Consider the following 26,987-nt stretch of genomic DNA (forward strand, 5'->3'; position numbering starts at 1 on the left):
TACCTCCTTTATTTACTTTTCGAGTAGTCACGTTTACGAGGCTCGATTAAGGATGTATCGACTTCGTCATAACGGAATACCGGCTTATTGTTTTCTTTATCAAAGCTAGCAACCGTTGTCTTCAGCCAATCTTCGTCATTACGTTCAGGGAATTCTGGCTTATAGTGGGCGCCACGGCTTTCATTACGGTTGTATGCGCCTTGAGTAATAACACGCGCTAACTGGAGCATGTTCCAAAGCTGACGTGTGAACATGGCTCCCTGGTTGCTCCAGCGAGAAGTATCATTGATGTTGATTCGTTTGTAACGATCCATCAATTCTACGATCTTTTCATCTGTTTTCAGAAGCTTTTCGTTTTCCCGGACAACCGTAACGTTGTCCGTCATCCATTCCCCAAGCTCTTTATGAATTTGGTAAGCATTTTCATCGCCATCCATATTCATAATTTCCTCGAATTTATCCTGTTCTTCTTTTACTTTCTCTTCAAACAGTTTGGATGTCATATCATCCGCCAGTGTTTCTAATCCATCAATATATTTAACAGCATTCGGTCCAGCTACCATTCCACCAAAAATGGAAGAAAGAAGTGAGTTTGCCCCGAGTCTGTTCCCACCGTGTTGAGTATAATCACATTCTCCGGCAGCGAAAATTCCTGGGATATTGGTCATCTGGTCATAATCGACCCACATTCCACCCATGGAGTAGTGCACCGCAGGGAAAATCTTCATCGGTACTTTACGCGGATCATCTCCTACGAATTTTTCATAGATTTCAATGATTCCGCCAAGCTTGACGTCCAATTCCTTCGGATCTTTATGGGAAAGGTCAAGATACACCATGTTTTCACCATTGATCCCTAGCTTTTGATTGACACAAACATCAAAGATTTCGCGTGTCGCAATGTCACGTGGTACGAGGTTTCCATAAGCCGGATATTTTTCCTCTAAGAAATACCATGGCTCCCCATCTTTATATGTCCATACACGTCCACCTTCACCACGAGCCGATTCACTCATAAGGCGCAATTTGTCATCCCCAGGAATCGCTGTCGGGTGAATTTGAATGAATTCTCCGTTTGCATAGTCTACGCCTTGCTGATAAAGGGCACCTGCTGCAGATCCTGTGTTGATGACAGAGTTCGTTGACTTACCGAAAATGATTCCAGGTCCGCCTGTTGCCATGATGACAGCATCTGCTGGGAAGGCTTTAATTTCGTGGTCACTAAGGTTCTGACCAATAATACCTCGACCTACACCTTTATCATCGACAATGGCGGATAGGAATTCCCAGTTTTCATATTTCGTTACAAGGCCATTCACTTCATGGCGACGCACTTGTTCATCAAGAGCGTAAAGAAGCTGTTGACCGGTTGTTGCTCCGGCAAATGCTGTACGGTGGTGCTGCGTTCCACCAAAGCGACGGAAATCAAGCAATCCCTCCGGAGTACGGTTGAACATTACGCCCATACGATCCAGCAAGTGAATAATTCCTGGTGCTGCATCACACATCGCTTTTACTGGAGGCTGGTTCGCTAAGAAGTCGCCCCCATAAACTGTATCGTCAAAGTGTTCCCATGGGGAATCGCCTTCCCCTTTCGTATTAACTGCCCCGTTAATTCCGCCTTGGGCACATACAGAGTGAGAACGCTTAACAGGAACAATGGAAAGCAAGTCCACGTGAACCCCTTGTTCTGCTGCTTTAATTGTTGCCATTAGGCCGGCTAAACCACCACCGACAACAACAATATTACGGTTTGTCATGATTGAAGCTCACTCCCTTGAATACTAAAAATCTACCGTTTCGTAATTGAAATTTTCATTGATTATATGCCATATGCGAATTGAATCAGTGTACGAACACCAACATAAGAGATCGCAAGGAAAATAATAATGCTTGCATAGGTCATAATCTTCTGTGAGCGAGGTGATACTGTGATTCCCCAGCTGACAAAGAACGACCAAAGACCATTAGAGAAGTGGAAAGTCGTTGAGATGACCCCTACTATGTAGAACCAAAAGAAGAAAGGTTCAGTAAGGATGCCTTCCATCAACGAATAGTTCAATTCTGCCCAACCGAAACCAATAGCAATTCTCGTTTCCCATACATGCCATGCAATGAATATGAGTGTGATGATTCCAGTGATCCGTTGGAAGATGAACATCCAGTTCCTGAAATAACCGAAGTTAGATAAATTACTTTTCGCTGTGAAAGCAATATACACTCCGTAAATAGAGTGGAACAACAGTGGTAAAAAGATAATGAAAGTCTCCAGTACATAACGATATGGCAAGCTCTCCATAAAATGAGCTGCAGCGTTAAATGCTTCTGGTCCACGTGTTGCAAAATAGTTCACAGTCAAGTGCTGGATCAAAAAGATCCCGATTGGGACGACTCCCAAAAGTGAATGCAGTCTTCGATTAACGTATCCGCGTGTTCCCGCCATATTTACCCCCCTCAAGATGATAACAGTTTGAATATGAACATTTTTCAGACAGTTAAGCGCTTTAATTTAGCGTTAAAAATAATAGGAAAAGCCCCTGTTCCCTTCTTACTTGTCTGACCAATGTACAATTTGTGACATGTTTATTGTACTTCTATCCCGTATAAGCGTCAAGAAAGCACGTTCATAATTTGCTCAAAAATACACATTTATTTCCTTTCGATGAAAAGGGACAATTTTTATTGCACCAAACCTTGTTTCGAGTGATAATAAGGAGAGAAAGGAATGAGCGTTTTGAAAGAATCTACGAAGCTAACAACCGGCAACATTTCATCGCTTGTAGGGACAGGCGCAGGTTTTGATTTGATGCGTTATTACACCCTCCCGGATTTCTTAGGGAAAGATGCCCCCTACCTCCTTTATTATATGGGGAAGAACATGGCTAGACAGACAGAAATCAGCACCTTGGATGAGCTCTATGAGTTTTTCCAGTACATGGGCTGGGGTGAACTTGTTTTAGTCAAAGAAAAGAGAAAAGAAATGATTTTTAAATTGAGCGGCCATATGATAGAGAAGCGGCTGAATCAAAAAATGTTCGAAGTCGAGTTCCGCATGGAATGTGGGTTCATGGCAGAAATCATCTGCCAAATTAGTGATTATACATATGAATGTTTTGAAGAGAAAAACCACAAAGAGAACTATGTTGAAATTAAAGCACTAAAAGGATAAATAAAGAAAGAAAAGAACCAGCTGTTATTCTTCAGCTGGTTCTTCTACGTTATCCTGATTCAAATGGATGAGAATCGTATTAGCTACAGGTTCCGGAACACCTAATCTCGTAATATCCTCAATATCTGCATTTTTAATTTCCGTTACAGACTTGAAGTGTCTTAACAATAAGCGCCTTCGTTTCTGGCCGACCCCTGGTATACGATCCAGTTCAGATTGAATGGCACCCTTGCCTCGAAGCTGTCGGTGAAAGGAAATGGCGAATCTGTGAACCTCATCTTGAATCCTTTGGACAAGATAAAATTCTTGAGACTGACGATCAAGATCTATAGGGCTTGGTGGATCCCCGTATAATAATTCACTGGTTTTGTGTTTATCGTCTTTAGCTAGGCCGCATAGAGGAACATCAACACCGAGTTCATTCTCAAGGACATCAAGAGCTGCCGTCATTTGACCCTTCCCGCCATCGACGACAATTAAATCAGGGAGGGGCAGGTCTTCTTTTAACACCCGCTTGTACCTCCTTCGAATCACTTCCCTCATGGTTTCGTAGTCATCAGGACCCTCTACATCTCTGATCTTATACTTCCTGTACTCTTTCTTATGTGGTTTTCCATCAATGAAAACAACCATGGCTGAAACTGGATCTGCCCCTTGTATATTGGAGTTATCGAAAGCTTCGATCCGGTGAGGTGTTTCAATGTGAAGATGATTTCCAAGTGCTTCAACGGCTTTAATGGTTCGCTCTTCATCTCGTTCGATCAGAGCAAATTTTTCTTCCAAAGATATTTTTGCGTTTTTCATCGCAAGCTCAACCAATTCTTTCTTTCGACCACGCATAGGTATATGGACTTTCGTATCTAATGCTCCTTCTAAAACATCGACGTCAGTTGCAACCGGGACGAGGACTTGTTTAGGATATGGATGGTTTTGGTGCAAGTAGAAGCGGCCGATATAGCTGATAAACGTTTCTTCTGGATCATCGAAAAATGGAAACAACGTGACATCCCGTTCGATGAGTTTGCCCTGACGAACGAAAAAGACCTGTACACACATCCACCCTTTATCATAGGAATAACCGAAGATGTCCCTGTCTACTTGATCATTCATCGTCATCTTCTGTTGTTCCATGACAGATTCAATATGCTCAATTTGATCTCTCAATTCTTTCGCACGTTCAAAATCAAGCTCTTCTGAAGCTTCAAGCATACGCTTTTTCAAATCTTTCTTTATTTCCGTATGGCCCCCATTTAAGAAGGAGGTTATATTTTGGACAATTTCTTCATTGGTTTGTTTGGATACCTTATACTCACATGGTCCCAGGCACTGATGCATGTGGTAATAAAGACAAACACGGTCGGGCATGGTATTACATTTTCTCAATGGATACAATCGATCCAATAGCTTTTTCGTTTCCCTTGCAGCAATGACGTTTGGGTAGGGACCAAAATACTTCCCTTTATCTTTTTTCACGTTTCTTGTGACAATCAGCCTGGGGTGTCTCTCTGCGGTCACCTTCAAATATGGGTACGTTTTATCGTCTTTTAATAAAACGTTGTATTTTGGATCGTATTTTTTTATTAAATTCATTTCCAGTATTAAAGCTTCAATCTCTGAAGTGGTCACGATGTATTCGAAGTTGATGATTTCACGGACAAGCCGCTGTGTTTTACCGTCATGTGCTCCAGTAAAATAAGAGCGGACTCGATTTTTTAACACCTTAGACTTCCCTACGTAGATGACTGTATCATTCTTATCCTTCATCAAATAACAACCGGGCTGATCCGGTAGTACAGCCAGTTTCTCTTTAATTGTTGAGTTCATAAAAGTTCACTCCATGACTTGCAGATTATATATTGAAAAATACCACAACTATGGAACAAGTATGCAGGTTCAATGCGTCTAGACCAACTTAAGCAACGTCTCGAGTGATTGAATACGCAAAAAGCTGCTTAAGATCTTGAACCTGAGTACACCCTTAAAGATGATGAAAGCCGCGCTGCTTGGCAACGCGGCTTTCAAAGTTAATTCTTCCATTAGGAATGTTTTTGAATCAATTCAGCCAGGGCTTCTTTCGGTTGGAACCCGATGACTTGATCAACCACTTGACCATCTTTGAATAGAAGCAGTGTCGGGATACTCATGACACCGAACTTACCTGCTGTTTCTTGGTTTTCGTCAACATCCAGCTTGACGATTTTTACTTGATCGCTCATCTCCGCATCCAATTCCTCTAATACGGGTGCAATCATCTTACAAGGGCCACACCATGGTGCCCAGAAGTCAGCTAGGACAAGACCCTGGTTAGTTTCTTCTGTAAAGTTTTGATCAGTTGCTTTTACAATTGCCATTATATAATTCCTCCTCGACCTAATAGTCTGTTAAGAGTATATCACTATCTATTTTTAGTGACTAACAATTTGTTTATACCTTATTTAAACATGGAATAAAGCCGAAGCCAAATATTTGGCTTCGGCTTTAAGCTTACGCGTTTACTTTCATTTCTTTAATTTCTTCAATTAGTTTAGGCACAACATCGAACAAATCGCCGACAATTCCGTAATCAGCAACATTGAAGATGTTTGCTTCTGGATCCTTATTAATCGCCACAATGACTTTGGAGTTCGACATTCCAGCTAAGTGTTGAATAGCTCCAGATATACCGCATGCAATATACAGGTCTGGCGTAACAACCTTTCCTGTTTGACCGATTTGTAAAGAGTAGTCACAGTAACCCGCATCGCATGCTCCGCGGGATGCACCAACTGTCCCCCCGAGAACCTCAGCAAGTTTATCAAGTGGTTCAAAACCTTCCGCACTCTTCACGCCACGACCACCGGCTACAATGACTTTCGCTTCCGAAAGATCGACACCATCCGAAGACTTGCGTAAGATATCCTTTATTATTGTACGGATATTTGAAATCTCCACTTCTTTTTCGGATACGCTTCCTGCTAAAGAGTCATCTCTTGTAAGCGCTGGGATGTTATTTGGACGAATGGTCGCAAACACGAGTCCCTCTGTAACCACTTTCTTCTCGAAAGCTTTTCCGGAATAGATGGGACGTGTGAAAACAATATCGCCACCTTCAGCGACTACCTCAGTAGCATCTGAAATTAATCCAGACTCGAGCTTACTGGCAAGTTTCGGAGTCAAATCCTTACCAATCGCCGTATGACCCATGATGATTCCTTCAGGTGATTCATCCTGGATCACCTGATATACCGCTTGAGCATAACCATCAGATGTATACGTTTTCAAATCTGGGTTTGAAACAGTGATTACTTTGGAAGCACCATAGTAAACCATTTCCTGTCCCATCTCATTTAAATCGCCATCTCCACAAAGGACACCTACGACTTCTCCCCCATCACTGACGATATTCGCTGCCGCAATGGCTTCAAATGTAACATTACGAAGAGATCCTTCTCTTGCTTCCCCGATCACCAAAACTTTTTTACTCATAAAGATTCTCCTTTCCCTTGTCTATTTACAGTACTTTCGCTTCTGTTTTTAACAATGATACAAGTTCTTTTACTTGGTCATCGACTTCTCCTTCGAGTACTTTCCCTGCTTCTTTTTCAGGTGGAAGGAAAATTTCAGTCGTTTTTGTTTTTGGTTCCACGTCGTCTTCATCCAAGTCCAGGTCATCGATTTCCAGTTCATCGAGTGGTTTTTTCTTCGCTTTCATAATTCCCGGCAAAGAAGGATATCTTGGCTCATTCAAACCTTGTTGGCATGTAACCAGGACAGGAAGCGTCGTTTCGACCTTTTCGACATCCCCTTCAACGTCACGCTCAATGTTTACTGTCGTGCCATCAATTTTGATATCCGTGATTGTCGTCACACACGGCATATCCAGACGTTCAGCCAGACGAGGACCTACTTGACCACTTGCTTCATCAATGGCTACGTTCCCGCCAAGAATAATGTCGACTTCCTTATCTTCAAAGAATGCTTCAAGAATTTTAACCGTTGTAAACTGGTCACCTTCTTCAAGGTCATCTTCCGTGTTAATAAGAACAGCTTTATCTGCTCCCATAGCCAGAGCTGTCCGAAGCTGTTTCTCTGCTTCCTCTTCTCCGATCGTCACGACTGTCACTTCACCGCCGTGCTCGTCACGCAGATTAATCGCTTCTTCCACTGCATACTCATCATATGGGTTGATGATGTACTCTGCCCCATCATCAGCAATCACTCCATTACTTACAGAGATTTTTTCCTCTGTGTCGAACGTTCTTTTCAACAAAACGTAAATATTCATGTCTATATACCTCCTGGACTATTGATTTTTAAATGCTGGCTTTCTTTTTTCAATGAATGCTTGAATGCCTTCTTTAGCATCTTCATTCCCAAACACCTCTCCAAAGGCGTCCGCTTCCGCATGGTTCCCTGCTTCAAACTGAGAAGTATGGGCATACGGAATCAACTTCATGACATGGTGAATGGTCGGGCCGCTTTTTTGAGCAATCGTTTGAGCCAGTTGTTCTGCTTTTTCAAAAAGTTCCTCATTAGAAAAACTTTGATTAGCTAGACCTAGTCTGGCAGCTTCTTCACCACTAATCGGCACGCCTGAAAGAATCATTTCATAAGCTTTCGCTGTGCCGACGTATCTTGGTAACCTTTGGGTCCCTGCAAAGCCAGGGATAATTCCAAGATTCAATTCAGGCAACCCTAACTTTGCATCATCTGCTACATAGCGGATGTGGCAGGACATAGCGAGCTCTAGGCCTCCACCTAGTGCCGCTCCATGAATAGCAGCAATCACAGGGATATGAAAATTTTCAATTCTGCTAAACAACTGCTGTCCCTTAGCTGCCAATCCTTTATAGTCATCTTCTCCTTGGAGAGATGTAAACTCCTTGATATCTGCTCCTGCAGAGAAGAATCGTCCCTCCCCTTTAAGAAGAATGGCTTTTATGGAAGGGTCACTTTCCATTTGATCCAGTTCCTTGGAAAGGTCCTGAAGTATGGAGCTGGACAGTGCGTTGGCAGGCGGGCTCTGAATCGTGATTTCTGCTACATTCCCTTTTACTTGTGAATTTAAAGTCGACAAATCATCATCACCTTTCTCACTTATCATGACGGGCTAATCCATTCACAATTAAGCTATGGACTTCTTTGGCCTGTTCTTCTATGTTATACCGTTGCTCTTTCATGACCCAATTTGTCACCGTCTCATCCATCGTTCCAAAAATCATTTGACGTACAAGACGGCGATCCAGGCCACTACGGAACAACTCCTCCTCGACACCTTCTTCAACAATTTGATCAATGACGTTCAAATAGCGCTTCAATACATAGTTGATTTTTTGTCTCAACTCTTTATTCGATTGGCGCAATTCCAACTGTGTCACAATCGCCAGATGGTGATCGGCAGCCAGCTGTTCAAAATGTGTTTGGATTAAAGTCAAAAGTTTTTGTTCCGCTGACTGCTTAGAGGTTGTTTCCTGCTCAATCTTTTCTATGAATTGCCCCATTTTTTCTTGAAACAATGATACAAGGATATCTTCCTTGTTTTTAAAATAAAGATAGATGGTTCCATCTGCCACTCCCGCTTTTTTTGCTATCTTAGAAACCTGAGAAGAGTGGTAGCCATTTTCAGCAATGACTTCGACAGCTGCATCAATAATTTGTTTGAATTTCGGTTTATTTTTCTTCAATGGTATATCTCCTTGCTATTGCGAACTGAAAAATGAATGAATCATCATTCACTTATTATTCTACAAGCAAAGAAATATTCTGTCAACTTTCTTTTTGGGGTTTATTGAATACTTTCAGATTCCTCATACTTGCGCTTTTCTTCATCGATCAATGTTCTCCTTAAGATTTTACCGACCGCTGTTTTAGGTAGCTCATCTCTAAATTCATACAACCGCGGCACTTTATAAGAAGCAATGTTTTTACGACAATATTCATTCAGTTCATCTTCTGTAATTTCGCTTCCCTGTTTTTTAACGATGAAGGCTTTTACGGTTTCTCCGCGATACGGATCAGGAACTCCTACAACGACAGCTTCTTGAATTTCGGAGTGCTCGTAAAGAACTTCTTCCACTTCGCGAGGGTAGATGTTATATCCGCCTGCGATGATCATGTCTTTTTTCCGGTCGACGATATAAAAGTATCCAGCATCGTCCATATACCCCATATCCCCTGTACGGAACCAGCCATCCTCACTGAGAACTTGGGCCGTTTCTTCCGGCCTGTTCCAATAACCTCTCATCACTTGAGGACCTTTGACAACGATTTCTCCGATTTCTCCATTCTCAGCTTCTTCATCAGCATCCATCTTGTAGATCTTCGCGTCTGTATCCGGCCATGGCACACCAATGCTTCCACTCATACGCTGCCCCCATACCAGATTGGAATGGGTAACTGGAGAGGTTTCCGTCAACCCATAGCCTTCAACAAGGCGACCACCTGTGACAGCTTCGAAGCGTTCTTGTACTTCAACCGGCAACGGAGCTGAACCACTAATACAAGCTTCAATGGATGAAAGGTCATATTTTTTCAAATTCGGGTGGTTCAATAAGGCAATATAAATCGTAGGGGCTCCAGGAAATAAGGTCGGTTTTTGTTTTTCGATGACTTTCAAAACATCTTCCGGTTCAAACTTTGGCATAAGAATCATTTTGTTCCCCATCATGACAGACAGGTTCATAACCGAAGTCATTCCATATACATGGAAGAACGGTAAAATGGCAAGCACGGTTTCTTCGCCGTCTTTGCACTTGTACAACCATTTCTTCGACATTTGCGTGTTGACGATCAGATTGTAATGAGTAAGCATGACACCTTTTGGAAAACCAGTCGTTCCTCCGGTGTATTGTAGTAACGCAAGATCCTCCTTAGGATCGATCTCTACCTCTTCCACATTTCCGCTTGCGTTTTTCAAGATGTGGGACCATAGATGAGTATCTGTGGATTGTTCCGGTTTGACGAGCACTTGATACTGCCGTTTTTGAATAAAAGGATAAATTTTATTTTTAGGGAAAGGAAGGTAATCTTTAATACCTGTCACGATGATGTGTTCAAGAGGGGTATCAGGTTTAATATTGGCAGCCTTTGGATAAAGAATATCAAGACAAATGATCATCTTGGCTCCTGAATCATTCATTTGATACTCCAATTCCCTTTCCATATAGAGAGGGTTCGTCTGAACAACGATTCCTCCAGCCATAAGGACTCCATAATAGGAGATGACGGATTGAGGACAGTTCGGCAACATGATGGACACCCGGTCGCCTTTTTCCAACCCAAGGTCCTGCAAATAGCTCGCTAATGCTTGGGCCTGTTCATAGATTTCTTTATAATCCAACTCCTTGCCCATAAAATAAAGCGCTTTCTTTTCTCCGTAAACTTCAGCACTTTCTTTAAGGTAATCATGGAGTGGTTGTTCTTTGTAATCAATAGTGACAGGGACTTCTGGTGGGTATAACTTGTGCCATGGACGTTGAAAATCACTCATTTGACAGACCTCCCTAATAATTGTCTTCTCTCCTATTATAACGACTAAAGGCTCATATTTGAATTATTATTTATAAAATTGAAAATATTCCCCTTTAAACTAACCCCATTCCTGCATATATGCTCCCGATTGTGGAAGACTCAGTTTCGAGACTTTTGTTGAGTGGATGGGGGCTGCGGGGAATAGCTCGCTTTCCGCGGGAGCGCGGTGAGCCTCCTCGGACTGCGTCCTGTGGGGTCTCACCAAGCACTTTTTTTCCCGCAGGAGTCTCGCCATTCCCCTCCGCCCACTTGCCGGAAGAGATTCTCGAAACTACCTCCCAGTAATAGGAGCTTTTATGGTTAAGAATCCTATATCGACGCGGGTTAAGGAGGATTTTACACAGAACTAGGCAGGGTGCTTTAAGAGCGATTTCGAGAACCTCATATGGTAAAGGGGCGGAGGGAAACGGTGAGACTCCTGTGGGAAGTGCGTGGTAGATGAGACCCCGCAGAGCGTTAGCTCGAGGAGGCTCATCACTCGCCCACGGAAAGCGAACCTTTTCCCGGAGCCCCAAACTCCCACAAACGTCTCGAAATCAAGTCTTCAACAATACTGCCATATACTTTAATAACTAATATCAACATTAACTTAAAAAACAAGAAGCCCGGTTAGTTTTGGGCTTCTTGTTAGATTAGGAATCTAATACTTATATGATAAAAAACAGAATGCCGACGATGAGAAAAGCCGCGGCAACGACCATTAATATTTTGGCTAAGGTTTCCACTGTCTCTCTCCTTAAATGATATTCGCTCCAATCACATACGAAAGGCCGATGGAAATGACTAAAGAAATGAATCCTACGGCACGGTTGTCATTTGCAATTTCTTCATCGATTTTAAAAGATGGGGTCAAGAATTCAAAAATGAAATAACCGCAAAGGAGAAGAGCAAATCCATACAAGCCCCAGCCCATCGTTTGGGTGAGTGAGTCATTATGTTCAATTGAAAAACGAAAGATGTTTGCAATTCCAAATAGTTTTCCCCCGGTAGCCATCGCTACAGCAATGTTGCCCTTCTTGATTTCTTCCCAGTTATTATAGGAAGTAACGATTTCAAAAATCGCCATGAATAGAACTAAACACAGGACAACAACACTATAACGAGCGGCGGTTTCCACTAACGTGTATTCCCAAAAATTACTCATTCCTCCGCTCCCTTTTCACGAATTATCGAAACTCAAGGACGGTCACTCCACTTCCACCTTCATTCATGCCTCCTGCCCGATGGCTGTAGATGCTTCGGTGGTTCTTTGCAAAATTTTGAACCGCTGTCCGGAGAGCTCCCGTCCCCTTTCCATGGATAATAGATACTCGTGGATAGCCTGCTAAAAGAGCGTCATCAATATATTTTTCTAAACGGTTCAACGCATCTTCATAGCGTTCGCCACGTAAGTCGAGTTCTGTTTTCACATGGAAGTTCTTCCCTTTGACTGTCGCCATTGGCTTTTCTTTATAAGGTTGCTTTGCCTTTACGAATTCAAGTTCTTTGCGTTTGGCTTTCACTTTCATTACACCAACCTGAACCTGGTATTCATTCTTACCGGTCTGTTCCACTATGGTTCCTTGCTGGTTAAGAGTCAGTAGCTTCACTTCATCTCCAGGGTTCAATTCTCTCGACTCTTTCTTAGGTGCTGGAGCTGCTTTCGGTTTCTTCTTCGCAAGTTCAGGCTGTGCTTCATCAAACATCTTGCGAGCTTCAATCCACTCATGTTCTTTCATTTGTGCCTGTGATTTCATGTTCCGTATTTCGCCAACGATCGTTTCTGCTTCTTCTCTGGCCTGGCGAATAGCTTTCTCTGCTTTTTGTTCCGCTTTTTCATATAACTTTTCACGCTGCTCTTCAAATTGGTCCCATTTCTGCTTTAATTCATTTCGGAGCTCTTCTGCTTCTGCGAGGAATCGTTCTGCTTCTTCATAATCCTGCTCTGCTCCCCGCTTCGATTCTTCTAATGAAGCAATCATATTTTCAACACTCTGAGAATCCACACCGATATGACCTTTCGCAGACTCAATCACAGATTCTCTTAAACCTAGACGCCTGGAAATCTCAAATGCATTACTCCGACCTGGAACGCCAATTAACAAGCGGTAGGTCGGTTTTAGTGTTTGAATATCAAACTCGACAGAAGCGTTGATAACGTCCGGGCGATTGTAGCCATAAGCTTTCAATTCCGGATAGTGCGTCGTCGCGATGACACGGGCCTTCCGGTTGACCACTTCATCTAAGATCGACATCGCAAGAGCCGCTCCTTCTTGCGGATCCGTTCCAGCACCAAGTTCATCAAATAAGACTAAGGACTGGTCGTCCACTTTGTCCAAAATGTCTACGATATTCGTCATATGAGAAGAAAAAGTAGATAAACTTTGTTCGATGGACTGTTCATCCCCGATGTCTGCATAGACTTCTTTGAATACAGCCATCTCACACCCATCCAATGCCGGTACCTGTAATCCGGACTGTGCCATCAGCGTGCATAAACCTACGAGTTTTAGAGTAACCGTTTTTCCTCCTGTGTTCGGTCCAGTAATAACAATCGATGTATAGTCCTTGCCTATTTCGATATCATTCGGAACGACTTCATCTCCCGATATTAGCGGATGTCTTGCTTGTTTCATGTCAATGCGGCCTTCGTCATTCATCTTAGGCATGGCTGCTCTCATCTGCTTACCTAACTTCGCTCTGGCAAACATAAAGTCCATATGCCCTAACACATTCACATTTTCATATAAAGGTTCATGGTTTTCCGCAATCGCATCGGATAGTTCTTTCAGGATTTTTTCAATCTCATTTTTTTCTTGGACACGGGCTTCTTGCAGCTGGTTATTCAAGTCAACGACCGTTTGTGGCTCTATGAACAACGTCGCTCCTGAAGATGATTGATCATGGACAATCCCACCAATGGATCCACGATATTCTTGTTTAACAGGAAGAACATACCGTTCATTTCTTATGGTGACAATGGCATCGGAAAGCATTTTTGATTTAGATTTTGTAAAGGACTCCATTTTGTCCCTTACCCGGCTCTCATAAGTCCGGATTTTCGAACGGATGGATCTCAATTTCTCAGAAGCTCCATCCATAACTCCTCCATGTTCATCGATACAATTTCTGATTTCACTCTCTAGTTCCCTTAATGGAGCGATGGTAGAAACCATATCTCTTAAAATGGGCATTTCGGGTTCTTCCATATCTTCGATGAAGCGCTTCAGTTGTCTGCCTCCATATATCGTACTGGCGACATCCAGACATTCTAATGCGCTTAGCGTGCCGCCAATTGTGGTCCGCTTCAAGCTTGGCTTGATGTCAAATATACCGCCAAGTGGGACATGGCCTTTCAAGCGCAGGACTTGTCCAGCTTCATCCGTCTCCATTTGCAAGTAGCGAACCTCTTCTAAATCAGAAGATGGTTTCAAGGCGGCAGTCTTTTCTTTCCCCAAGGAAGAGGCCGCTTGTTCGTTCAATTGTTCTATGATTTTTTTAAATTCTAGTACATGAAGGATGCGTTGATTCATGTGTAACCGTCTCCTTTATTACTCCTTATGGATCTTGAACTTATCCATCAACTGTTGTTTCGTCCACGTATTGATGACTGTATCTTTTCTCAGCCAACCTTTTCGTGCTGTACCAATTCCTATTTTCATATGCTCCAACATTGAATAACTGTGAGCATCCGTATTAACGGCAATGTTTACGCCCTCTTCCTGTGCTCTCATTAACCATTCCCAACTCAAATCCAATCGGTTAGGGTTCGCGTTAAGTTCAAGGACCGTGCCTGTTCGCTTTGCCCCTTCAATCAATGCTTCAAGGTTCACGTCGTAGCCTTCGCGACGGCCGATTAAGCGTCCGGTCGGATGAGCAATCATATGAACATGAGGGTTTTCGAGGGCATTGGTCAACCTTTCCATAATTTGATCCTGCGATTGCTGAAAGCTTGAGTGAATGGATGCGATGACAAAGTCCATCTCTTTCAAAAACTCATCATCAAAATCCAGTGATCCATCCGGAAGAATATCCATTTCAATACCCGCAAAGATATGGAAATCTTCCATTTCTTCATTCACCTTTTCTATCTCTTTCCTTTGCAAACGTAAACGTTCTTCATTCAACCCGTTTGCTACACGCAAGTATTTCGAGTGATCGGTGATAGCGATGTACTCATACCCTTTTGCTTTTGCTTTCTCTGCCATTTCTTTAATGGACTGTGCTCCATCACTCCAAGTCGAGTGCATATGAAGGTCCCCGCGAATATCCTTCAATTCCACGAGTTCAATGGGTTCTTTGAATTTCTCTACTTCCCCATAATTTTCCCTAACTTCAGGAGGGATGAAATGAAGACCAAAATGTTGGAAAAATTCTTCTTCTGTTTCAAACGTTTGGACTTCTCCCGTTTCCGCTTTTTCAATCCCATACTCACTAATTTTCTCATCGTTCTGCTTAGCGAGTTGTCTCATAGCGACATTATGGTCTTTGGACCCTGTGAAATGATGTAAGGTCGAAGCAAATTCTTCTGGTGCAACAATACGGAAATCAATGCCTATATCATAGCCTTCATTGACAACGACAGAAACCTTCGTCTCGCCTGAGGCAACAATCTCTTTTATATCTGGATACGCCAATAGCTCATCTCGAGTTTTAACAGCATTTTCAGACGCAATGATGAAATCTAAATCCTTAATCGTTTCACGCATTCTTCTTAAACTTCCCGCTCTTGAAAAACGTGTGAATGTCTTTCCCTGTTCAAGAAAACGCTCGATTTTTTCTGCTAATGGAAGCATGACAGCAACCGGCAACCGTTCTGGACGCGCTCCTGCATCTTCAATCGCCTTCAACATCTTTTCAGCAGACTTTTTCCCGAAACCATCCAGCGCTTCCACTTTTCCTGCCTCCAGAGCTTCTTTCAATGCCTCTGCATCGGTCACACCTAATTGTTGATAAAGCTTTGCCAATTTCTTTCCGCCGAGACCTGGAAGGTCAAGTAATGGGACAAGGCCGGCCGGAACTTCTGCCTGTAATTGTTTTAATGTATCTGATTCTTCGTTTTCTAAGTATTCATCGATGACAGTTGCCGTGCCTTTTCCGATTCCTTTCATTTTGGTGAAATCATCAATCTCACTTAATGATCTGTCATCACGTTCTAAAGCTTGGGCAGCCTTACGGTAAGCAGATATTTTAAAAGGGTTCTCCCCTTTCAACTCTAAGTAAACAGCAATTTTTTCCAACAATTTAATGACTTGCTTTTTATCGATAGCCATGATTTATCGACTCCTTCACGTTTTATCCTGTTTTCAAGATGAAAAAGAGCCGCCATGATCATAATCATAGCGGCTCCACCTGTACTTTCATCCTAACGTCTTACTCAGCCAGCTACATGTTCAATCCACAGCGTTTTCAATTGTTCTGAAAAGACTGGTGTGTGTTCGATGATCAGCTGTGCAAGAATCGATCCGTCCAAAGCACTTTGCACTCCAGCAAGAGGTACAAGCGCCGCTATGTACAGCACCACGAATAAGATGACATAATTTTCAATAAAGCCTAAAATTCCACCTAACATCGTATTCAAAGAATTCAAGATCGGCAGTTCCGAAACAAAGTCCAACATGGACGCAATAATATGTAAGATGATTTTGGCTCCAAAAAAGATAATGGCAAAAGCAACAGCGTTATAAAAGGCTTGTTCCAAAGGCAGATTTTCTAAGAAGATCGCCCAGGAAGAATCCTGAGGCAGTTCAGGATAAGGTACCCATAACGTCAGTTTCGGCGCGAGGTCATCATAGTAGATAACAGCGAGTACAAAGGCTACAACGAATCCGATGAGATGGAAAAGCTGGAGAATAAAACCTCTTTTCAGCCCTGTTATTACACCAATAAACAAAATAAACAACAACAATAAATCAATCATTTTACCCTCTGTCCTCTTTCTCTTTCTTTTCAATATAATTCATAAGTTCTGTACATTCTTCCTTTAATTTCATATATTCATTCATCGTATTCACAGCGGTCAAAACGGCGAGCTTTGCCGTATCCAGGCTAGGATTTGCTTCGTGGATTTCTCGCATCTTTTGGTCCACCAGACTGGATACCATACGGATATGATGGGGCTCTTCATGACCAACTATAGTGTAAGATCTTTTGTTGATCTCCACTGTAATTCTTTTTTTCTCTTGGTCTGACTGCGACACATTCATACCCCCTAGTTTCTCTCAATCCTAAACTTTATATTAACACGAAGCTTGACAAATAGGAAACCAATATGGATGTTTTTCGCAAATGTTCTCTTTTGTCATCCATTTTGCTATACTAATCCTATCATTTTAGACAGAAAGGAATCCATTATGCCCCAAGTTGTATTGAAATTACCTGCCTCTACACTAGAGAAGATGAAGAAGTATTATGCCTCAAGCCAAAAAAACAGTCCACCAGCGGCGTTGTTTGCAGCTAAAACAGCGAGCTGTACGATTACAGCCTACAAATCAGGCAAGGTGCTTTTCCAGGGTCAAAAACCAGAAGAAGAAGCTGAAAAATGGGGAACCGTTTCTTCCACTACCTCCGGAGGTCAGAACAAAAGCAAGAATAAACGCCATGCTTTTCATCCCGATGAACAGCTTTTCGTAAGCTCCCATATAGGATCCGATGAAGCGGGGACAGGAGACTATTTCGGACCCATCACTGTAGCAGCCGCTTTTGTAACGAAAGAACAAATTCCACAGTTGAAAGCGATCGGTGTGAAAGATTCAAAAAACCTTTCGGATGCTCAAATTACCAACCTGGCTAAAGATATTGTAGCTATGAAAATCCCTTACAGTCTACTGAGACTGCCGAATAAAAAATACAACCAATGGCAGAGAAAAGGATGGAGCCAGGGGAAAATGAAAACGATCCTCCACCATCAAGCCTTGAACCGTCTTTTAGAGAAGATTGCACCTGAAAAACCGGATGGAATATTAATTGACCAATTCTCAGAACCACATGTGTACAAAAAGCACTTGAGAAGTGAGAATCAGCAACTTCAAGAACACGTTTACTTTATGACAAAAGCGGAAAGTTATTCGATTGCTGTCGCAACAGCTTCCATCATTGCAAGGTCTGCTTTTGTAAAAGCGATGAACGAGATGGAATTCGATACAGGTCTTCCGATACCAAAAGGAGCCTCCGGAAAAGTGGATCGTGCCGCTGCAGCTATCATTGAAGCCTACGGGGAAGAAAAGCTGGAGGAATTAGCTAAAGTTCACTTTGCCACCACTGAAAAAGCAAAAAAATTCGTTAAATAATCCGATGTTGCTTATACAAAAAGCTCAGAGTTAAGGAAACTCTGAGCTTTTTGTTTATCATATGGTTTATCCACGAAGTTCAGCCTGGTGCTGACTTTTCACCGCTTCCAGGATAGCATTGTGCGTCTCTTCTACTTCTTGATCCTTCAAGGTGCGAAGTGGATCTAAGTAAAGCAGACGGAAAGCGAGAGACTTCTTCCCTTCATCTAGATGTTCACCTTGATAAAGATCGAATACTTGAACATCCTTCACTAATGGACTTCCTGCCTCTGCAATCGTTGCCTCAATCGATCCTGCGGTCACATTTTCATCTACGACAAGCGCAATGTCACGAGAAACAGATGGGTGACGAGGAATCGTCTGGAATTTTTCTTCTTTCTTATATTCCTCAATGAGAACTTCCAAATTCACATCAAAGACATACGTTTCTTTCAGTCCGAGCTGTTTTTGAAGTTTCGGATGGACCTGCCCAACGAAGCCGATGACTTTTCCATTAACGGACACGGTTGCCGTACGTCCTGGATGCATATGATCCAACTTCGTTTTTTCATAGCTGAAAGGAAGATCCAGCTGTTCACTTAATCCTTCCAAAATCCCTTTAGCAACGAAAAAGTCGACCGATTTTTTCTCTTGCTGCCATGGATGTGAGAGCCATTCCCCTGTCAATGCGCCTGATGCACGCAGCATTTCTTCCGGCTGTTTCGTTACTTTTTCCTCTTCACTAATAAACACGGTACCGACTTCATAGAAAGCCAGGTTTTCCTGTTTCCGTGCCACGTTATAGGATAAGGATTCTAATAACTCAGGAACCATGCTCAAGCGGAGCGTGCCATGGTCTTCACTCATAGGCATAGCAAGAGCGACAGGGCTAACGGATTTTTCTTTCACTTCAGGGCTGACAAGCATTTGTACTTTATCCTCATGAGTAAGGGAATAAGTAATTGTCTCATGAAGTCCCGCACCTTCAAAGTATGCTTTCACTTTACGTTTCAGCAATTGCTCAAGCGTCAAACCACCTGCTTGAGACGCCCCTTGTGGAAGTGTATACGGAAGGTTATCGTAGCCATAAATGCGTGCCACTTCTTCCAGCATATCTTCAAAGATGGTAATGTCTCCACGTCTTGTCGGAACAGACACATGGAACTCATCCCCGTTTTGATCATAATTGAACTGAAGACGACGGAAAATGTCGGCGATATCCTCATTGGAAATATCGGTTCCAAGTCGATCATTGATTGTGCTCGTGTTAACAGTGACTTGCTTTTCAGAGCGGTCCAATTCGTCATGGGACACGACACCATCCAATACCGTTCCTCCTGCATATTTTGCAAGAAGTTCGCAAGCTCTCAGGCCGGCACGTTCTACGCGGTTCGGATCGACACCTTTTTCAAATCGTGTACTTGATTCACTGCGGAGCCCATGATCTTTTGAAGCTTCACGTACCACAGATGGATCGAAAAATGCGGCTTCTAAGATGATCGTCGTCGTATCATCTTGAACTTCAGACTCAGCCCCACCCATGACACCAGCGATGGCATGAGCTTTTTCCCCATTCGTAATGACGAGGTGATCGCTCTTCAGTGTGCGCTCCTGGTCATCAAGCGTCGTCATCTTCTCTCCATCTTTTGCACGACGTGTAACAATAGTATGCGAACCAAAACGGTCGTAATCGAAGGCGTGAAGCGGCTGCCCATACTCCATAAGTACGTAGTTTGTAATGTCCACGACATTGTTGATTGGACGGATGCCTGCCGCAGTCAAACGGTTACGCATCCACAGTGGAGATGGTCCGACTTGGATGTCCTTAATAATGAAGGCTCCATAATAAGGGTTCGCTTCTGAGTCTTCCACGACTACAGAGACATGGTCTGCTGTTTTCTCACCACAAGTTTTGACGTTTTCCTCAGCCAATTCATACGTGCCATCGATGGCTGCTGCTACTTCATAGGCTACGCCGGCCATGCTTAGAGCGTCCGAACGGTTGGGTGTCAATCCAAGCTCGATGATCAAATCATCAAGATTTAACAAGGAAACAGCATTCGCTCCGACTTCTACATCTTCTGGAAAAACAAAAATTCCATCAGCGAATTCTTTCGGGACATCTTTTTCATCGACGCCTAGCTCTTGAAGAGAACAGATCATCCCGTTCGATTCTTCTCCGCGCAGTTTCGTCTTTTTAATTTTGAAGTTGCCAGGAAGAACCGCTCCCGGTGTAGCTACAGGAACTTTTTGACCTTCAGCGACGTTCGGTGCGCCACAAACGATCTGAAGCGTTTCTTCTCCGACGTCCACTTGGCAAAGGTTCAATTTATCGGCGTTCGGATGCTGTTCACAAGATCGTACATACCCGACGACAACGCCTGTGACCTCTTCTGCTACAGGTTCAACACTTTCCACTTCAATTCCGGTCTTCGTAATGATTTCTGCCAGTTCTTCTGGCGAGTAACGACTGACATCAATATATTCTTGCAACCAATTCAATGATACAAGCATGGTTTCATTCCTCCTTTAAGCCTTGTGGTATTGTTCTAAGAATCGAATATCATTGGTGTAGAAGTGACGGATATCATCCACTCCATATTTCAACATCGCGATCCGCTCAGGTCCCATACCGAATGCGAATCCTGAATATTCTTTCGGATCATACCCTGCCATCTCAAGGACATTCGGGTGAACCATTCCGCCTCCAAGAATTTCGATCCAGCCGGTTCCTTTACATACTGAGCAGCCTTTCCCTCCACATACTTTACAGGAAATATCCATTTCTACGGATGGTTCGGTGAATGGGAAAAAGCTTGGACGAAGACGTATTTCACGGTCCGCTCCGAACATCTGCTTCGCGAATGCATTCAATACGCCTTTCAAATCGCTCATTCGCACGTTTTTATCGACTAATAGTCCCTCAATTTGCGTGAACTGGTGAGAGTGAGTCGCATCATCTGTGTCACGACGATAGACCTTACCAGGGCAAATCATTTTAACGGGTTCACTGCCATCTTTAGCTCCCATTGTCCGTGCTTGAACAGGGGAAGTATGGGTACGCATTAAGAGTTCTTCCGTTACGTAGAAAGAATCCTGCATATCCCTTGCCGGGTGGCCTTTCGGCAGATTCAGTGCTTCAAAGTTGTAATAATCCGTCTCCACTTCAGGTCCTTCTTTGATTTCAAAGCCCATACCGATGAAGAGGTCTTCAATTTCTTCCACGATACTCGTCAATAAGTGAGGACCTCCAACCTTTACAGGACGGGCAGGAAGAGTGACATCAATGCTCTCTTCTTCCAATTGCTTTTCTAATGCTGCATCCTCAAGAGCCGTTTGTTTTGTTTCAATCGCCTGAGCAATATGTTCCCGAACATCATTCGCCAATTGCCCAATAACCGGACGCTCTTCTTTGGACAATTTGCCCATTCCTCTCAGAACTTCCGTAATCGGGCCCTTTTTTCCTAAGTACTCGACTCTTACATCCTTCAAGCCTTGAACAGAATCCGCCTGATCAACTTTCTTCAAGGCTTCCTGTTGCAGCTCTTCTAAACGTTCCTTCATGCTTTTTTCCTCCTTTAAAATCGTTTCGACTCATTTCCCTTTCACGTTTCAAAACTTTTTAAGGTTGAAAAACGGCTGGAAAATAAAAAAAGCCCCATCCCTGAAAAGGGACGAGACTTTTATGGTCGTTTCGCGGTACCACCCTTGTTGACACATTTACATGTGCCCACTTTGATGAAAATAACGGATTAAATCCGGGCCTATGGCCAGCTCCAGAGTGAAATTTCGATACATGCCACGTTAGAAGCACTTCCAGTCCAAGGTGCTTCCTCCCTATAACGATTTACATTCATCTACTTTGCTCTTTCTAAGCTTTTCATTGTTTAATTTTTATCAACTGAATATATTATAGTCAAAGAAGCCTATGGATGCAACCTTATCCCTTTAAATGATACATAAGGACAGCACCTGCGATTCCTACATTCAGCGACTCTGCCTGTCCATAAATCGGGATATAGACACGTTGATCTGCTTGGTTCAAAACAGACTCCTGAATCCCCTGCCCTTCATTCCCTACAATGAGTGCAGCTTTAGAAGGAGCTTGCAGTTGTTGAAAAGGGACAGCATCCTTCAGAGCAGAAGCCCAAATCTGGACTCCTTCTTCTTTCATGGGTTTTACAAAGTCTTCTAACTCCCCTGTGATGACGGGGATGTGGAAGATGGACCCTTGCGTAGCTCGGATGACTTTATCATTGTAGGCATCCACTGTACCTGAACCTAAAATCACCTGGTCGAACCCTGCTGCATCAGCTGTCCGAATCAGTGTACCCACATTCCCAGGATCCTGAACGGAGTCAAGCATTAATGTTAATGTGGCTTGATTTAAGGATGGTTCCTTCTGTTTGACGATTGCTGCAATACCTTGAGGTGTTTCCGTTTCTGCAATAGTCAAAAACACAGAATCATTGACCATTACCGTAGGAATATCTTCGGGGATCGAAAAATCTGTTCCTTCACGAACAATCATTTCAACAATCTCCCAATCACTTTTCATCACCTCTTCTACGAGATGAAAGCCTTCTACAATAAAGGTTCCTGTTTGATTTCTATATTTACGTTTATGTAGCTTTTTCCATTCCTTCACTTTTGTATTTTGTAAGGAAGTCAACATAGTAGTCCCTCATTTGCGTGTTTATTTCTCATTCATCATACATAGCAAGACCACGGTTGGTCAAACTAAAGAAGAATATTCGCGAAGTTATGGAGAAAAGGAGGTTGAATGAACGATGAACCTGAATTTAAGAGCCGCGATTCTTTCTAACGTTAGTGGACATAACGCTGAACAATTGGAAGCGACCATCGATGATGCCTTGCAAAAAGGAGAAGAAAAAATGCTTCCTGGTCTTGGTGTCTTTTTTGAAATGCTATGGAAAGAATCTGATGAGCAGGAAAGACAAGAAATACTGGATACATTAGAGCAGGGATTGAAACAAAATCAGTGAAAAAAAGCCAACCTGAAAAGGGTTGGCTTTTTATGTCATTGAGAGTTAATTAAAGGTTATTTCCTGCACTTTGTCTGCATCAAGTCCTTTGATGACTTCAACAATCAAACGTACCGCATTTTCAAAGTCATCACGGTGAAGCATCGCTGCGTGAGAGTGAATGTAGCGCGTTGCAATCGTAATGGACAATGCAGGAACACCATCATGACTTAGGTGGATCGCACCAGAGTCTGTGCCACCACCGGCAAGAGAATCAAATTGATATGGAATCTCATTAGCATCTGCCGTGTCTGTTACAAAATCACGAAGGCCTTTATGTGAAATCATGGACGCATCATAGAGGATGATTTGAGGACCTTCACCCATCTTGCTTGAGGCATCTTTGTCTGACACACCAGGTGTATCTCCAGCGATTCCAACGTCCACACCAAAAGCGATATCCGGGTTAATCACATTGGAAGACGTACGAGCCCCACGCAGACCTACTTCTTCCTGGACGGTTCCAACACCATAAACGATATTCGGGTGTTTTTCACCTTTCAACTGCTTCAGTACTTCAATAGCAATCGCACATCCAATACGGTTGTCCCAAGCTTTCGCAAGAAGCATCTTCTCATTTTTCATTTGTGTGAATTCGAAATATGGAACGACCGAATCTCCGGGTTTCACACCGAATTCCATCGCTTCTTCTTTGCTTGAAGCACCAATATCAATAAACATATCTTTAATATCCACGGCTTTTTTACGTTGCTCCGGAGGCAGGATATGTGGTGGTTTGGATCCAATTACTCCTGTCAAATCTCCATTACGTGTCATGATGGTCACACGCTGTGCAAGCATCACCTGGCTCCACCAGCCACCGACGGTTTGGAAATAAATATACCCGTTATCATCAATGCGAGTAACCATGAATCCTACCTCATCAAGGTGACCAGCTACCATAACACTCGGGCCTTTTTTATTCCCTACCTTTTTCGCGATCAAGCTGCCTAAGTTATCTGTAAACACTTCATCTGCGTATGGAGCGATGTACTGCTTCATCACATCACGAGCTTCCCGCTCATTACCAGGAACGCCTTTAGCATCCGTCAAATCTTTTAACATTTGTAATGTTTCGTCTTTTTTAGCCATATGTAACAATTCCTCCTTTTCCTATCCAATGGATATTATAAACCTTTTGAAGCGATTTCACAAAAAATTCAGTTTCCTGCATGATCAATACCCTTCATCTTGACGCTCAAAGTTGATGGCATTTTTTCTTTCGTATGCATCAATCAATTCTTTCTCAGTAATACCTAGTGTAAGACCAAGAACTAAATAATCATAAAATGCTTTCTTATAAGATTGTTCGTCTTTCCTCTCCCTTAACCTCTCTATCGAGCGATAAACAGTAAGAAAGGCCGATGTTTGGGAATCTACTTCGACCAAAGGTGTGGCCGTATAACGATAATCAAGGTCCAAGCCTAAAGAAAGCAGAAAATGGACCCCATCCACATACTCTTCCAATATTACAGACTTCTCACTGGGTCCTTTTGTACTCCAAAACTTAAAGCATCGCGTTTCATTAGCTAACTCTCCTAATTCAACAAGAAGCGCAAGTACTTTTTCCTCAACCTTCTGTCCTTTTTCAATCCCGTGCTGCTGCTCTATATAATGATCTAATTCCCTCTGCATATCATACAAACTTTCCCAATTCATACTCTACCACTCCTTCATATTACATTTAACCAGCTCTCCGTGATGATTTTATAAAAGCTCCCGATTGTGGAAGACTCAGTTGGGGGAGCGCTGAGCTTCCCCATCCCCCATTCCATGCAGGAGAGAAACGACTCCTATACCAATATCGGGCCACTCAGAAATAAGCATAAAGAGCCCTACATCAAGCTTTCTAGCTCGGCATGACTACGAGAGAGAGTTTTATATTATCCATTTCACTTGAGGGTACAAACAGCGTTTCCAGAAGTAGTTTCAAGACACTTACATGGTAAAGCGACTCATTCCCAGCAGCCCCATCCACTCAATAACCATCTCGAAACTGAGACTTCAAGAATCCTGCCATATACTTTAATAATCAGCATCTAACTATTTAAAAATTTTCTCATTAAATGTATCATTTTTTGAAACAAAAGGATACGTTCATACGTATGGAAGCAAAAGAACAGTTTACAGGGAGATGAAAGAAATGATCATCCTATTATTCCGGTTACTCTTACTGATTGCCATAGCCTTCATTATTTATACCGCCTATAAATTCATCGTCAATCCAAGGAGAAAATTAGAGCTTGCCAGAGACAAGAAACAATTTTACTTTCATGATAACAAGGAGAATACGAAAGAAAACTTTTTAATGACTCTAAAAGGACATGTTTTTGAAGGAGAGAAGTACTTAGGGACCACTGAGGATTCGTTTGAGGTGATCAACATCAGTGTGAGTGTACACAACCCTGAAAGGTTACAAGGTCTAGACAGGGAGGATCTTTACTTTATGGAAAAAGAAATCTTGATTCGCTACCCTTATGCTTCCATCGAGTGGAAATACCCGATGAACCGTTTGATCATTCAGCCATTAAAAAATCACGATGAAAAAAAGCCCCACTCCTTTGAGTGAGGCTTTCGTTTATGGACTCGTCTGGAAGAAATCTCTCCAGAGAAACACTTCGTATTTTTTTCGTATCAAAAAGCACACGCCAATTAAAGCTCCCGAAAAAAGGAACATCATCGGGACGGAAAATAAGGAAATCCATTGTCCGACAGATGTATAAACGACGGCTAAGGGTAAGTTTGCAAATAATGATGACTTCGCATATTCTTTAAAGTCTGCGCTAATTTCCAATAAACAATAGGAAAGTAAATGAAAATGAATAAAAGGTACAAGTCTTAGTATTGCGACTTGTTTTACCGTCAAATGAGAGTTTTTCTTCAACCATTTTCCTTTTAACGACCTCAATTTCTTTAAGCCAGAAGGAACGAGCCTGATGGTGCGATAAAACAATAAACTCGAGAGCATTGTACCCACCACCGAATACGCACTTCCAGCAATAGGCCCAAATAAAACGCCACCCGTAATACAAACGAGCATAACAGGTAAAAACAAAAATGGTCGTAATAAATGAATAGCAATGAATAAGAGCGGTGCCCAGGCTTCTTGATGTTCTAACCATGCAAAAATGGTACTTGTTGTTTCGCCCATCTCATCCCCCTCCCTGTCTACATAATATGACAGAGCGGTTAGAGATAGAACCGATTCAACAGGTAGGCCATTCCTGCGATATATAAAAGGGTAATGAGAGAAAAACCAAGTTTGAACGAAGTATGTTTCGTTTTATGCCTAAATACACTCATGCCAATCCACCCTCCAAGAGCCCCCCCGGCTAAAGCTATTCCCCAGAGTTTCTTTTCTTCAATCCGCCAAGATCCTCTTTTAGACCGACGTTTATCTATCCCCATCATAATGAAAAGGATTAGGTTAATGACGATTCCATACATTCCAACAAGAATAACAACATCCATAATAATACTCCTTCCTCCTAAATACCATTTGCTCCACAAACGTCCCGAAACTGAGTCTTCCAAAATGCTGGATCACTTATTATGTAAATCCATAGGTTTCTGAATATAAAAAAGAACCATTTCCTACCGATCGGAAATGGTTCTTTATCATTGTCATTTTATTACTTAAGAGCAGATTTAGCTTGCTCTGCTAGGCTTGCGAAACCTTGCTCATCGTTTACAGCAAGATCAGCTAGCATCTTACGGTTAACTTCAACACCTGCAAGCTTCAAACCGTGCATTAGACGGCTGTAAGAGATGTCGTTCAAACGCGCTGCAGCGTTGATACGAGCGATCCATAGCTTACGGAAGTCGCGCTTTTTCTGACGACGGTCACGGTAAGCATACTGACCGGATTTCATTACTTGTTGTTTTGCAGTTTTGAATAGTGCATGTTTTGAACCATAATAACCTTTTGCTAGTTTAAGGACACGGTTACGACGTTGGCGTGTCACTGTTCCACCTTTTACTCGTGGCATGGTAATCCCTCCTATTTAAATCAATGTA

General features: G+C 42.6%; 26 protein-coding genes and 1 other annotated feature. Of the genes, 4 read left to right on the forward strand and 22 right to left on the reverse strand.

Features of this window, described 5'->3' with window-relative positions; all coding sequences use genetic code 11:
* Positions 1-8: 8 nt before the first annotated feature.
* Together sdhA and ACJA3J_RS15515 are read right to left on the reverse strand one after the other, a co-directional pair.
* A complete protein-coding gene (gene sdhA, locus ACJA3J_RS15510) occupies positions 9-1,760 on the reverse strand; it encodes a succinate dehydrogenase flavoprotein subunit (protein WP_089652711.1) in 1,752 nt (583 codons plus the stop codon).
* Positions 1,761-1,822: 62 nt separating this feature from the next.
* On the reverse strand, positions 1,823-2,443 hold the full coding sequence (locus tag ACJA3J_RS15515; protein WP_089652712.1) for a succinate dehydrogenase cytochrome b558 subunit: 621 nt from the start codon (positions 2,441-2,443) through the stop codon (positions 1,823-1,825).
* Between the two features lie 282 nt (positions 2,444-2,725).
* Here ACJA3J_RS15515 and ACJA3J_RS15520 point away from each other — a divergent pair, with 282 nt between their 5' ends.
* The gene (locus tag ACJA3J_RS15520) at positions 2,726-3,169 is read left to right on the forward strand and encodes a YslB family protein (RefSeq protein ID WP_089652713.1); all 444 of its coding nucleotides are present in this window, start codon (positions 2,726-2,728) and stop codon (positions 3,167-3,169) included.
* A gap of 24 nt (positions 3,170-3,193) precedes the next feature.
* Here the strand turns inward: ACJA3J_RS15520 and uvrC are convergent, their stop codons facing one another.
* The 12 genes from uvrC to zapA form a co-directional block, all read right to left on the reverse strand.
* Positions 3,194-4,993 carry an excinuclease ABC subunit UvrC gene (uvrC, locus tag ACJA3J_RS15525; protein ID WP_406944556.1) on the reverse strand — a complete coding sequence of 600 codons (1,800 nt, stop codon included), beginning with the start codon at positions 4,991-4,993 and terminating at the stop codon, positions 3,194-3,196.
* A gap of 212 nt (positions 4,994-5,205) precedes the next feature.
* On the reverse strand, positions 5,206-5,520 hold the full coding sequence (trxA, locus tag ACJA3J_RS15530) for a thioredoxin (protein ID WP_035509527.1): 315 nt from the start codon (positions 5,518-5,520) through the stop codon (positions 5,206-5,208).
* 133 nt (positions 5,521-5,653) lie between these two features.
* Positions 5,654-6,634, reverse strand: coding sequence for an electron transfer flavoprotein subunit alpha/FixB family protein (locus tag ACJA3J_RS15535; RefSeq protein WP_089652715.1), 981 nt, complete (start codon positions 6,632-6,634; stop codon positions 5,654-5,656).
* A 25-nt stretch (positions 6,635-6,659) separates the two neighbouring features.
* Positions 6,660-7,433: an electron transfer flavoprotein subunit beta/FixA family protein gene (locus tag ACJA3J_RS15540; RefSeq protein ID WP_089652716.1), complete on the reverse strand. Its 774-nt coding sequence runs from the start codon at positions 7,431-7,433 to the stop codon at positions 6,660-6,662.
* Between the two features lie 18 nt (positions 7,434-7,451).
* Positions 7,452-8,225, reverse strand: coding sequence for an enoyl-CoA hydratase (locus tag ACJA3J_RS15545; RefSeq protein WP_406944557.1), 774 nt, complete (start codon positions 8,223-8,225; stop codon positions 7,452-7,454).
* Positions 8,226-8,241: 16 nt separating this feature from the next.
* Entirely contained in the window at positions 8,242-8,832 is a 591-nt protein-coding gene (locus ACJA3J_RS15550) for a TetR/AcrR family transcriptional regulator (RefSeq protein WP_089652717.1), read from the reverse strand.
* Positions 8,833-8,933: 101 nt separating this feature from the next.
* Complete coding sequence (locus tag ACJA3J_RS15555; RefSeq protein WP_089652718.1) at positions 8,934-10,637, reverse strand: long-chain-fatty-acid--CoA ligase; 1,704 nt, start codon at positions 10,635-10,637, stop codon at positions 8,934-8,936.
* Positions 10,638-11,414: 777 nt separating this feature from the next.
* The gene (locus ACJA3J_RS15560; protein ID WP_089650580.1) at positions 11,415-11,822 is read right to left on the reverse strand and encodes a DUF350 domain-containing protein; all 408 of its coding nucleotides are present in this window, start codon (positions 11,820-11,822) and stop codon (positions 11,415-11,417) included.
* A gap of 22 nt (positions 11,823-11,844) precedes the next feature.
* Positions 11,845-14,190, reverse strand: a complete 2,346-nt coding sequence (locus ACJA3J_RS15565) for an endonuclease MutS2 (RefSeq protein ID WP_406944558.1) — start codon at positions 14,188-14,190, stop codon at positions 11,845-11,847.
* A gap of 18 nt (positions 14,191-14,208) precedes the next feature.
* Positions 14,209-15,930, reverse strand: coding sequence for a DNA polymerase/3'-5' exonuclease PolX (gene polX / locus ACJA3J_RS15570; RefSeq protein WP_406944559.1), 1,722 nt, complete (start codon positions 15,928-15,930; stop codon positions 14,209-14,211).
* 104 nt (positions 15,931-16,034) lie between these two features.
* Positions 16,035-16,577, reverse strand: a complete 543-nt coding sequence (locus ACJA3J_RS15575; protein WP_089650577.1) for a CvpA family protein — start codon at positions 16,575-16,577, stop codon at positions 16,035-16,037.
* 1 nt (position 16,578) lies between these two features.
* Positions 16,579-16,863: a cell division protein ZapA gene (zapA, locus tag ACJA3J_RS15580; RefSeq protein WP_089650576.1), complete on the reverse strand. Its 285-nt coding sequence runs from the start codon at positions 16,861-16,863 to the stop codon at positions 16,579-16,581.
* Between the two features lie 147 nt (positions 16,864-17,010).
* Here zapA and rnhC point away from each other — a divergent pair, with 147 nt between their 5' ends.
* Positions 17,011-17,946 carry a ribonuclease HIII gene (rnhC, locus tag ACJA3J_RS15585; RefSeq protein WP_406944560.1) on the forward strand — a complete coding sequence of 312 codons (936 nt, stop codon included), beginning with the start codon at positions 17,011-17,013 and terminating at the stop codon, positions 17,944-17,946.
* A gap of 66 nt (positions 17,947-18,012) precedes the next feature.
* Here rnhC and pheT read toward each other — a convergent pair whose 3' ends face one another.
* The 3 genes from pheT to ACJA3J_RS15600 form a co-directional block, all read right to left on the reverse strand.
* Positions 18,013-20,439, reverse strand: a complete 2,427-nt coding sequence (pheT, locus tag ACJA3J_RS15590; protein WP_406944561.1) for a phenylalanine--tRNA ligase subunit beta — start codon at positions 20,437-20,439, stop codon at positions 18,013-18,015.
* A gap of 15 nt (positions 20,440-20,454) precedes the next feature.
* The gene (pheS, locus tag ACJA3J_RS15595; RefSeq protein WP_089650573.1) at positions 20,455-21,489 is read right to left on the reverse strand and encodes a phenylalanine--tRNA ligase subunit alpha; all 1,035 of its coding nucleotides are present in this window, start codon (positions 21,487-21,489) and stop codon (positions 20,455-20,457) included.
* 103 nt (positions 21,490-21,592) lie between these two features.
* Positions 21,593-21,808, reverse strand: a binding site (T-box leader).
* Positions 21,809-21,865: 57 nt separating this feature from the next.
* Positions 21,866-22,600 carry a TrmH family RNA methyltransferase gene (locus ACJA3J_RS15600; protein ID WP_406944562.1) on the reverse strand — a complete coding sequence of 245 codons (735 nt, stop codon included), beginning with the start codon at positions 22,598-22,600 and terminating at the stop codon, positions 21,866-21,868.
* A 115-nt stretch (positions 22,601-22,715) separates the two neighbouring features.
* On the opposite strand from ACJA3J_RS15600, the gene sspI reads away from it, so the two are divergent.
* The gene (gene sspI, locus ACJA3J_RS15605) at positions 22,716-22,931 is read left to right on the forward strand and encodes a small acid-soluble spore protein SspI (RefSeq protein WP_035509556.1); all 216 of its coding nucleotides are present in this window, start codon (positions 22,716-22,718) and stop codon (positions 22,929-22,931) included.
* A 45-nt stretch (positions 22,932-22,976) separates the two neighbouring features.
* Here the strand turns inward: sspI and ACJA3J_RS15610 are convergent, their stop codons facing one another.
* Together ACJA3J_RS15610 and ACJA3J_RS15615 are read right to left on the reverse strand one after the other, a co-directional pair.
* Positions 22,977-24,062: a M42 family metallopeptidase gene (locus tag ACJA3J_RS15610; RefSeq protein WP_115893950.1), complete on the reverse strand. Its 1,086-nt coding sequence runs from the start codon at positions 24,060-24,062 to the stop codon at positions 22,977-22,979.
* An 84-nt stretch (positions 24,063-24,146) separates the two neighbouring features.
* Complete coding sequence (locus tag ACJA3J_RS15615) at positions 24,147-24,629, reverse strand: dUTP diphosphatase (protein ID WP_089650570.1); 483 nt, start codon at positions 24,627-24,629, stop codon at positions 24,147-24,149.
* A gap of 484 nt (positions 24,630-25,113) precedes the next feature.
* On the opposite strand from ACJA3J_RS15615, the gene ACJA3J_RS15620 reads away from it, so the two are divergent.
* The gene (locus tag ACJA3J_RS15620; RefSeq protein WP_089650569.1) at positions 25,114-25,539 is read left to right on the forward strand and encodes a sigma-w pathway protein ysdB; all 426 of its coding nucleotides are present in this window, start codon (positions 25,114-25,116) and stop codon (positions 25,537-25,539) included.
* Between the two features lie 9 nt (positions 25,540-25,548).
* Here the strand turns inward: ACJA3J_RS15620 and ACJA3J_RS15625 are convergent, their stop codons facing one another.
* The 3 genes from ACJA3J_RS15625 to rplT form a co-directional block, all read right to left on the reverse strand.
* A complete protein-coding gene (locus ACJA3J_RS15625; RefSeq protein WP_115893949.1) occupies positions 25,549-26,121 on the reverse strand; it encodes a TVP38/TMEM64 family protein in 573 nt (190 codons plus the stop codon).
* A 38-nt stretch (positions 26,122-26,159) separates the two neighbouring features.
* A complete protein-coding gene (locus ACJA3J_RS15630; RefSeq protein ID WP_115893948.1) occupies positions 26,160-26,441 on the reverse strand; it encodes a DUF1294 domain-containing protein in 282 nt (93 codons plus the stop codon).
* 161 nt (positions 26,442-26,602) lie between these two features.
* Positions 26,603-26,959: a 50S ribosomal protein L20 gene (gene rplT / locus ACJA3J_RS15635; protein WP_089650567.1), complete on the reverse strand. Its 357-nt coding sequence runs from the start codon at positions 26,957-26,959 to the stop codon at positions 26,603-26,605.
* Between the last annotated feature and the right edge of the window lie 28 nt (positions 26,960-26,987).

The sequence above is a fragment of the Halobacillus sp. SY10 genome (genome assembly GCF_045401165.1).
In the GTDB taxonomy this organism is placed as follows: Bacteria; Bacillota; Bacilli; order Bacillales; family Halobacillaceae; genus Halobacillus; species Halobacillus aidingensis.

What these genes read in the sequence shown, in the direction of transcription:
- sdhA (WP_089652711.1), bottom strand. Translation starts at nt 1,760, where the DNA reads ATGACAAACCGTAATATTGTTGTTGTCGGTGGTGGTTTAGCCGGCCTA.
- ACJA3J_RS15515 (WP_089652712.1), bottom strand. Translation starts at nt 2,443, where the DNA reads ATGGCGGGAACACGCGGATACGTTAATCGAAGACTGCATTCACTTTTG.
- ACJA3J_RS15520 (WP_089652713.1), top strand. Translation starts at nt 2,726, where the DNA reads ATGAGCGTTTTGAAAGAATCTACGAAGCTAACAACCGGCAACATTTCA.
- uvrC (WP_406944556.1), bottom strand. Translation starts at nt 4,993, where the DNA reads ATGAACTCAACAATTAAAGAGAAACTGGCTGTACTACCGGATCAGCCC.
- trxA (WP_035509527.1), bottom strand. Translation starts at nt 5,520, where the DNA reads ATGGCAATTGTAAAAGCAACTGATCAAAACTTTACAGAAGAAACTAAC.
- ACJA3J_RS15535 (WP_089652715.1), bottom strand. Translation starts at nt 6,634, where the DNA reads ATGAGTAAAAAAGTTTTGGTGATCGGGGAAGCAAGAGAAGGATCTCTT.
- ACJA3J_RS15540 (WP_089652716.1), bottom strand. Translation starts at nt 7,433, where the DNA reads ATGAATATTTACGTTTTGTTGAAAAGAACGTTCGACACAGAGGAAAAA.
- ACJA3J_RS15555 (WP_089652718.1), bottom strand. Translation starts at nt 10,637, where the DNA reads ATGAGTGATTTTCAACGTCCATGGCACAAGTTATACCCACCAGAAGTC.
- ACJA3J_RS15560 (WP_089650580.1), bottom strand. Translation starts at nt 11,822, where the DNA reads ATGAGTAATTTTTGGGAATACACGTTAGTGGAAACCGCCGCTCGTTAT.
- ACJA3J_RS15565 (WP_406944558.1), bottom strand. Translation starts at nt 14,190, where the DNA reads ATGAATCAACGCATCCTTCATGTACTAGAATTTAAAAAAATCATAGAA.
- polX (WP_406944559.1), bottom strand. Translation starts at nt 15,930, where the DNA reads ATGGCTATCGATAAAAAGCAAGTCATTAAATTGTTGGAAAAAATTGCT.
- ACJA3J_RS15575 (WP_089650577.1), bottom strand. Translation starts at nt 16,577, where the DNA reads ATGATTGATTTATTGTTGTTGTTTATTTTGTTTATTGGTGTAATAACA.
- zapA (WP_089650576.1), bottom strand. Translation starts at nt 16,863, where the DNA reads ATGAATGTGTCGCAGTCAGACCAAGAGAAAAAAAGAATTACAGTGGAG.
- rnhC (WP_406944560.1), top strand. Translation starts at nt 17,011, where the DNA reads ATGCCCCAAGTTGTATTGAAATTACCTGCCTCTACACTAGAGAAGATG.
- pheT (WP_406944561.1), bottom strand. Translation starts at nt 20,439, where the DNA reads ATGCTTGTATCATTGAATTGGTTGCAAGAATATATTGATGTCAGTCGT.
- pheS (WP_089650573.1), bottom strand. Translation starts at nt 21,489, where the DNA reads ATGAAGGAACGTTTAGAAGAGCTGCAACAGGAAGCCTTGAAGAAAGTT.
- ACJA3J_RS15600 (WP_406944562.1), bottom strand. Translation starts at nt 22,600, where the DNA reads ATGTTGACTTCCTTACAAAATACAAAAGTGAAGGAATGGAAAAAGCTA.
- sspI (WP_035509556.1), top strand. Translation starts at nt 22,716, where the DNA reads ATGAACCTGAATTTAAGAGCCGCGATTCTTTCTAACGTTAGTGGACAT.
- ACJA3J_RS15610 (WP_115893950.1), bottom strand. Translation starts at nt 24,062, where the DNA reads ATGGCTAAAAAAGACGAAACATTACAAATGTTAAAAGATTTGACGGAT.
- ACJA3J_RS15615 (WP_089650570.1), bottom strand. Translation starts at nt 24,629, where the DNA reads ATGAATTGGGAAAGTTTGTATGATATGCAGAGGGAATTAGATCATTAT.
- ACJA3J_RS15620 (WP_089650569.1), top strand. Translation starts at nt 25,114, where the DNA reads ATGATCATCCTATTATTCCGGTTACTCTTACTGATTGCCATAGCCTTC.
- ACJA3J_RS15625 (WP_115893949.1), bottom strand. Translation starts at nt 26,121, where the DNA reads ATGGGCGAAACAACAAGTACCATTTTTGCATGGTTAGAACATCAAGAA.
- ACJA3J_RS15630 (WP_115893948.1), bottom strand. Translation starts at nt 26,441, where the DNA reads ATGGATGTTGTTATTCTTGTTGGAATGTATGGAATCGTCATTAACCTA.
- rplT (WP_089650567.1), bottom strand. Translation starts at nt 26,959, where the DNA reads ATGCCACGAGTAAAAGGTGGAACAGTGACACGCCAACGTCGTAACCGT.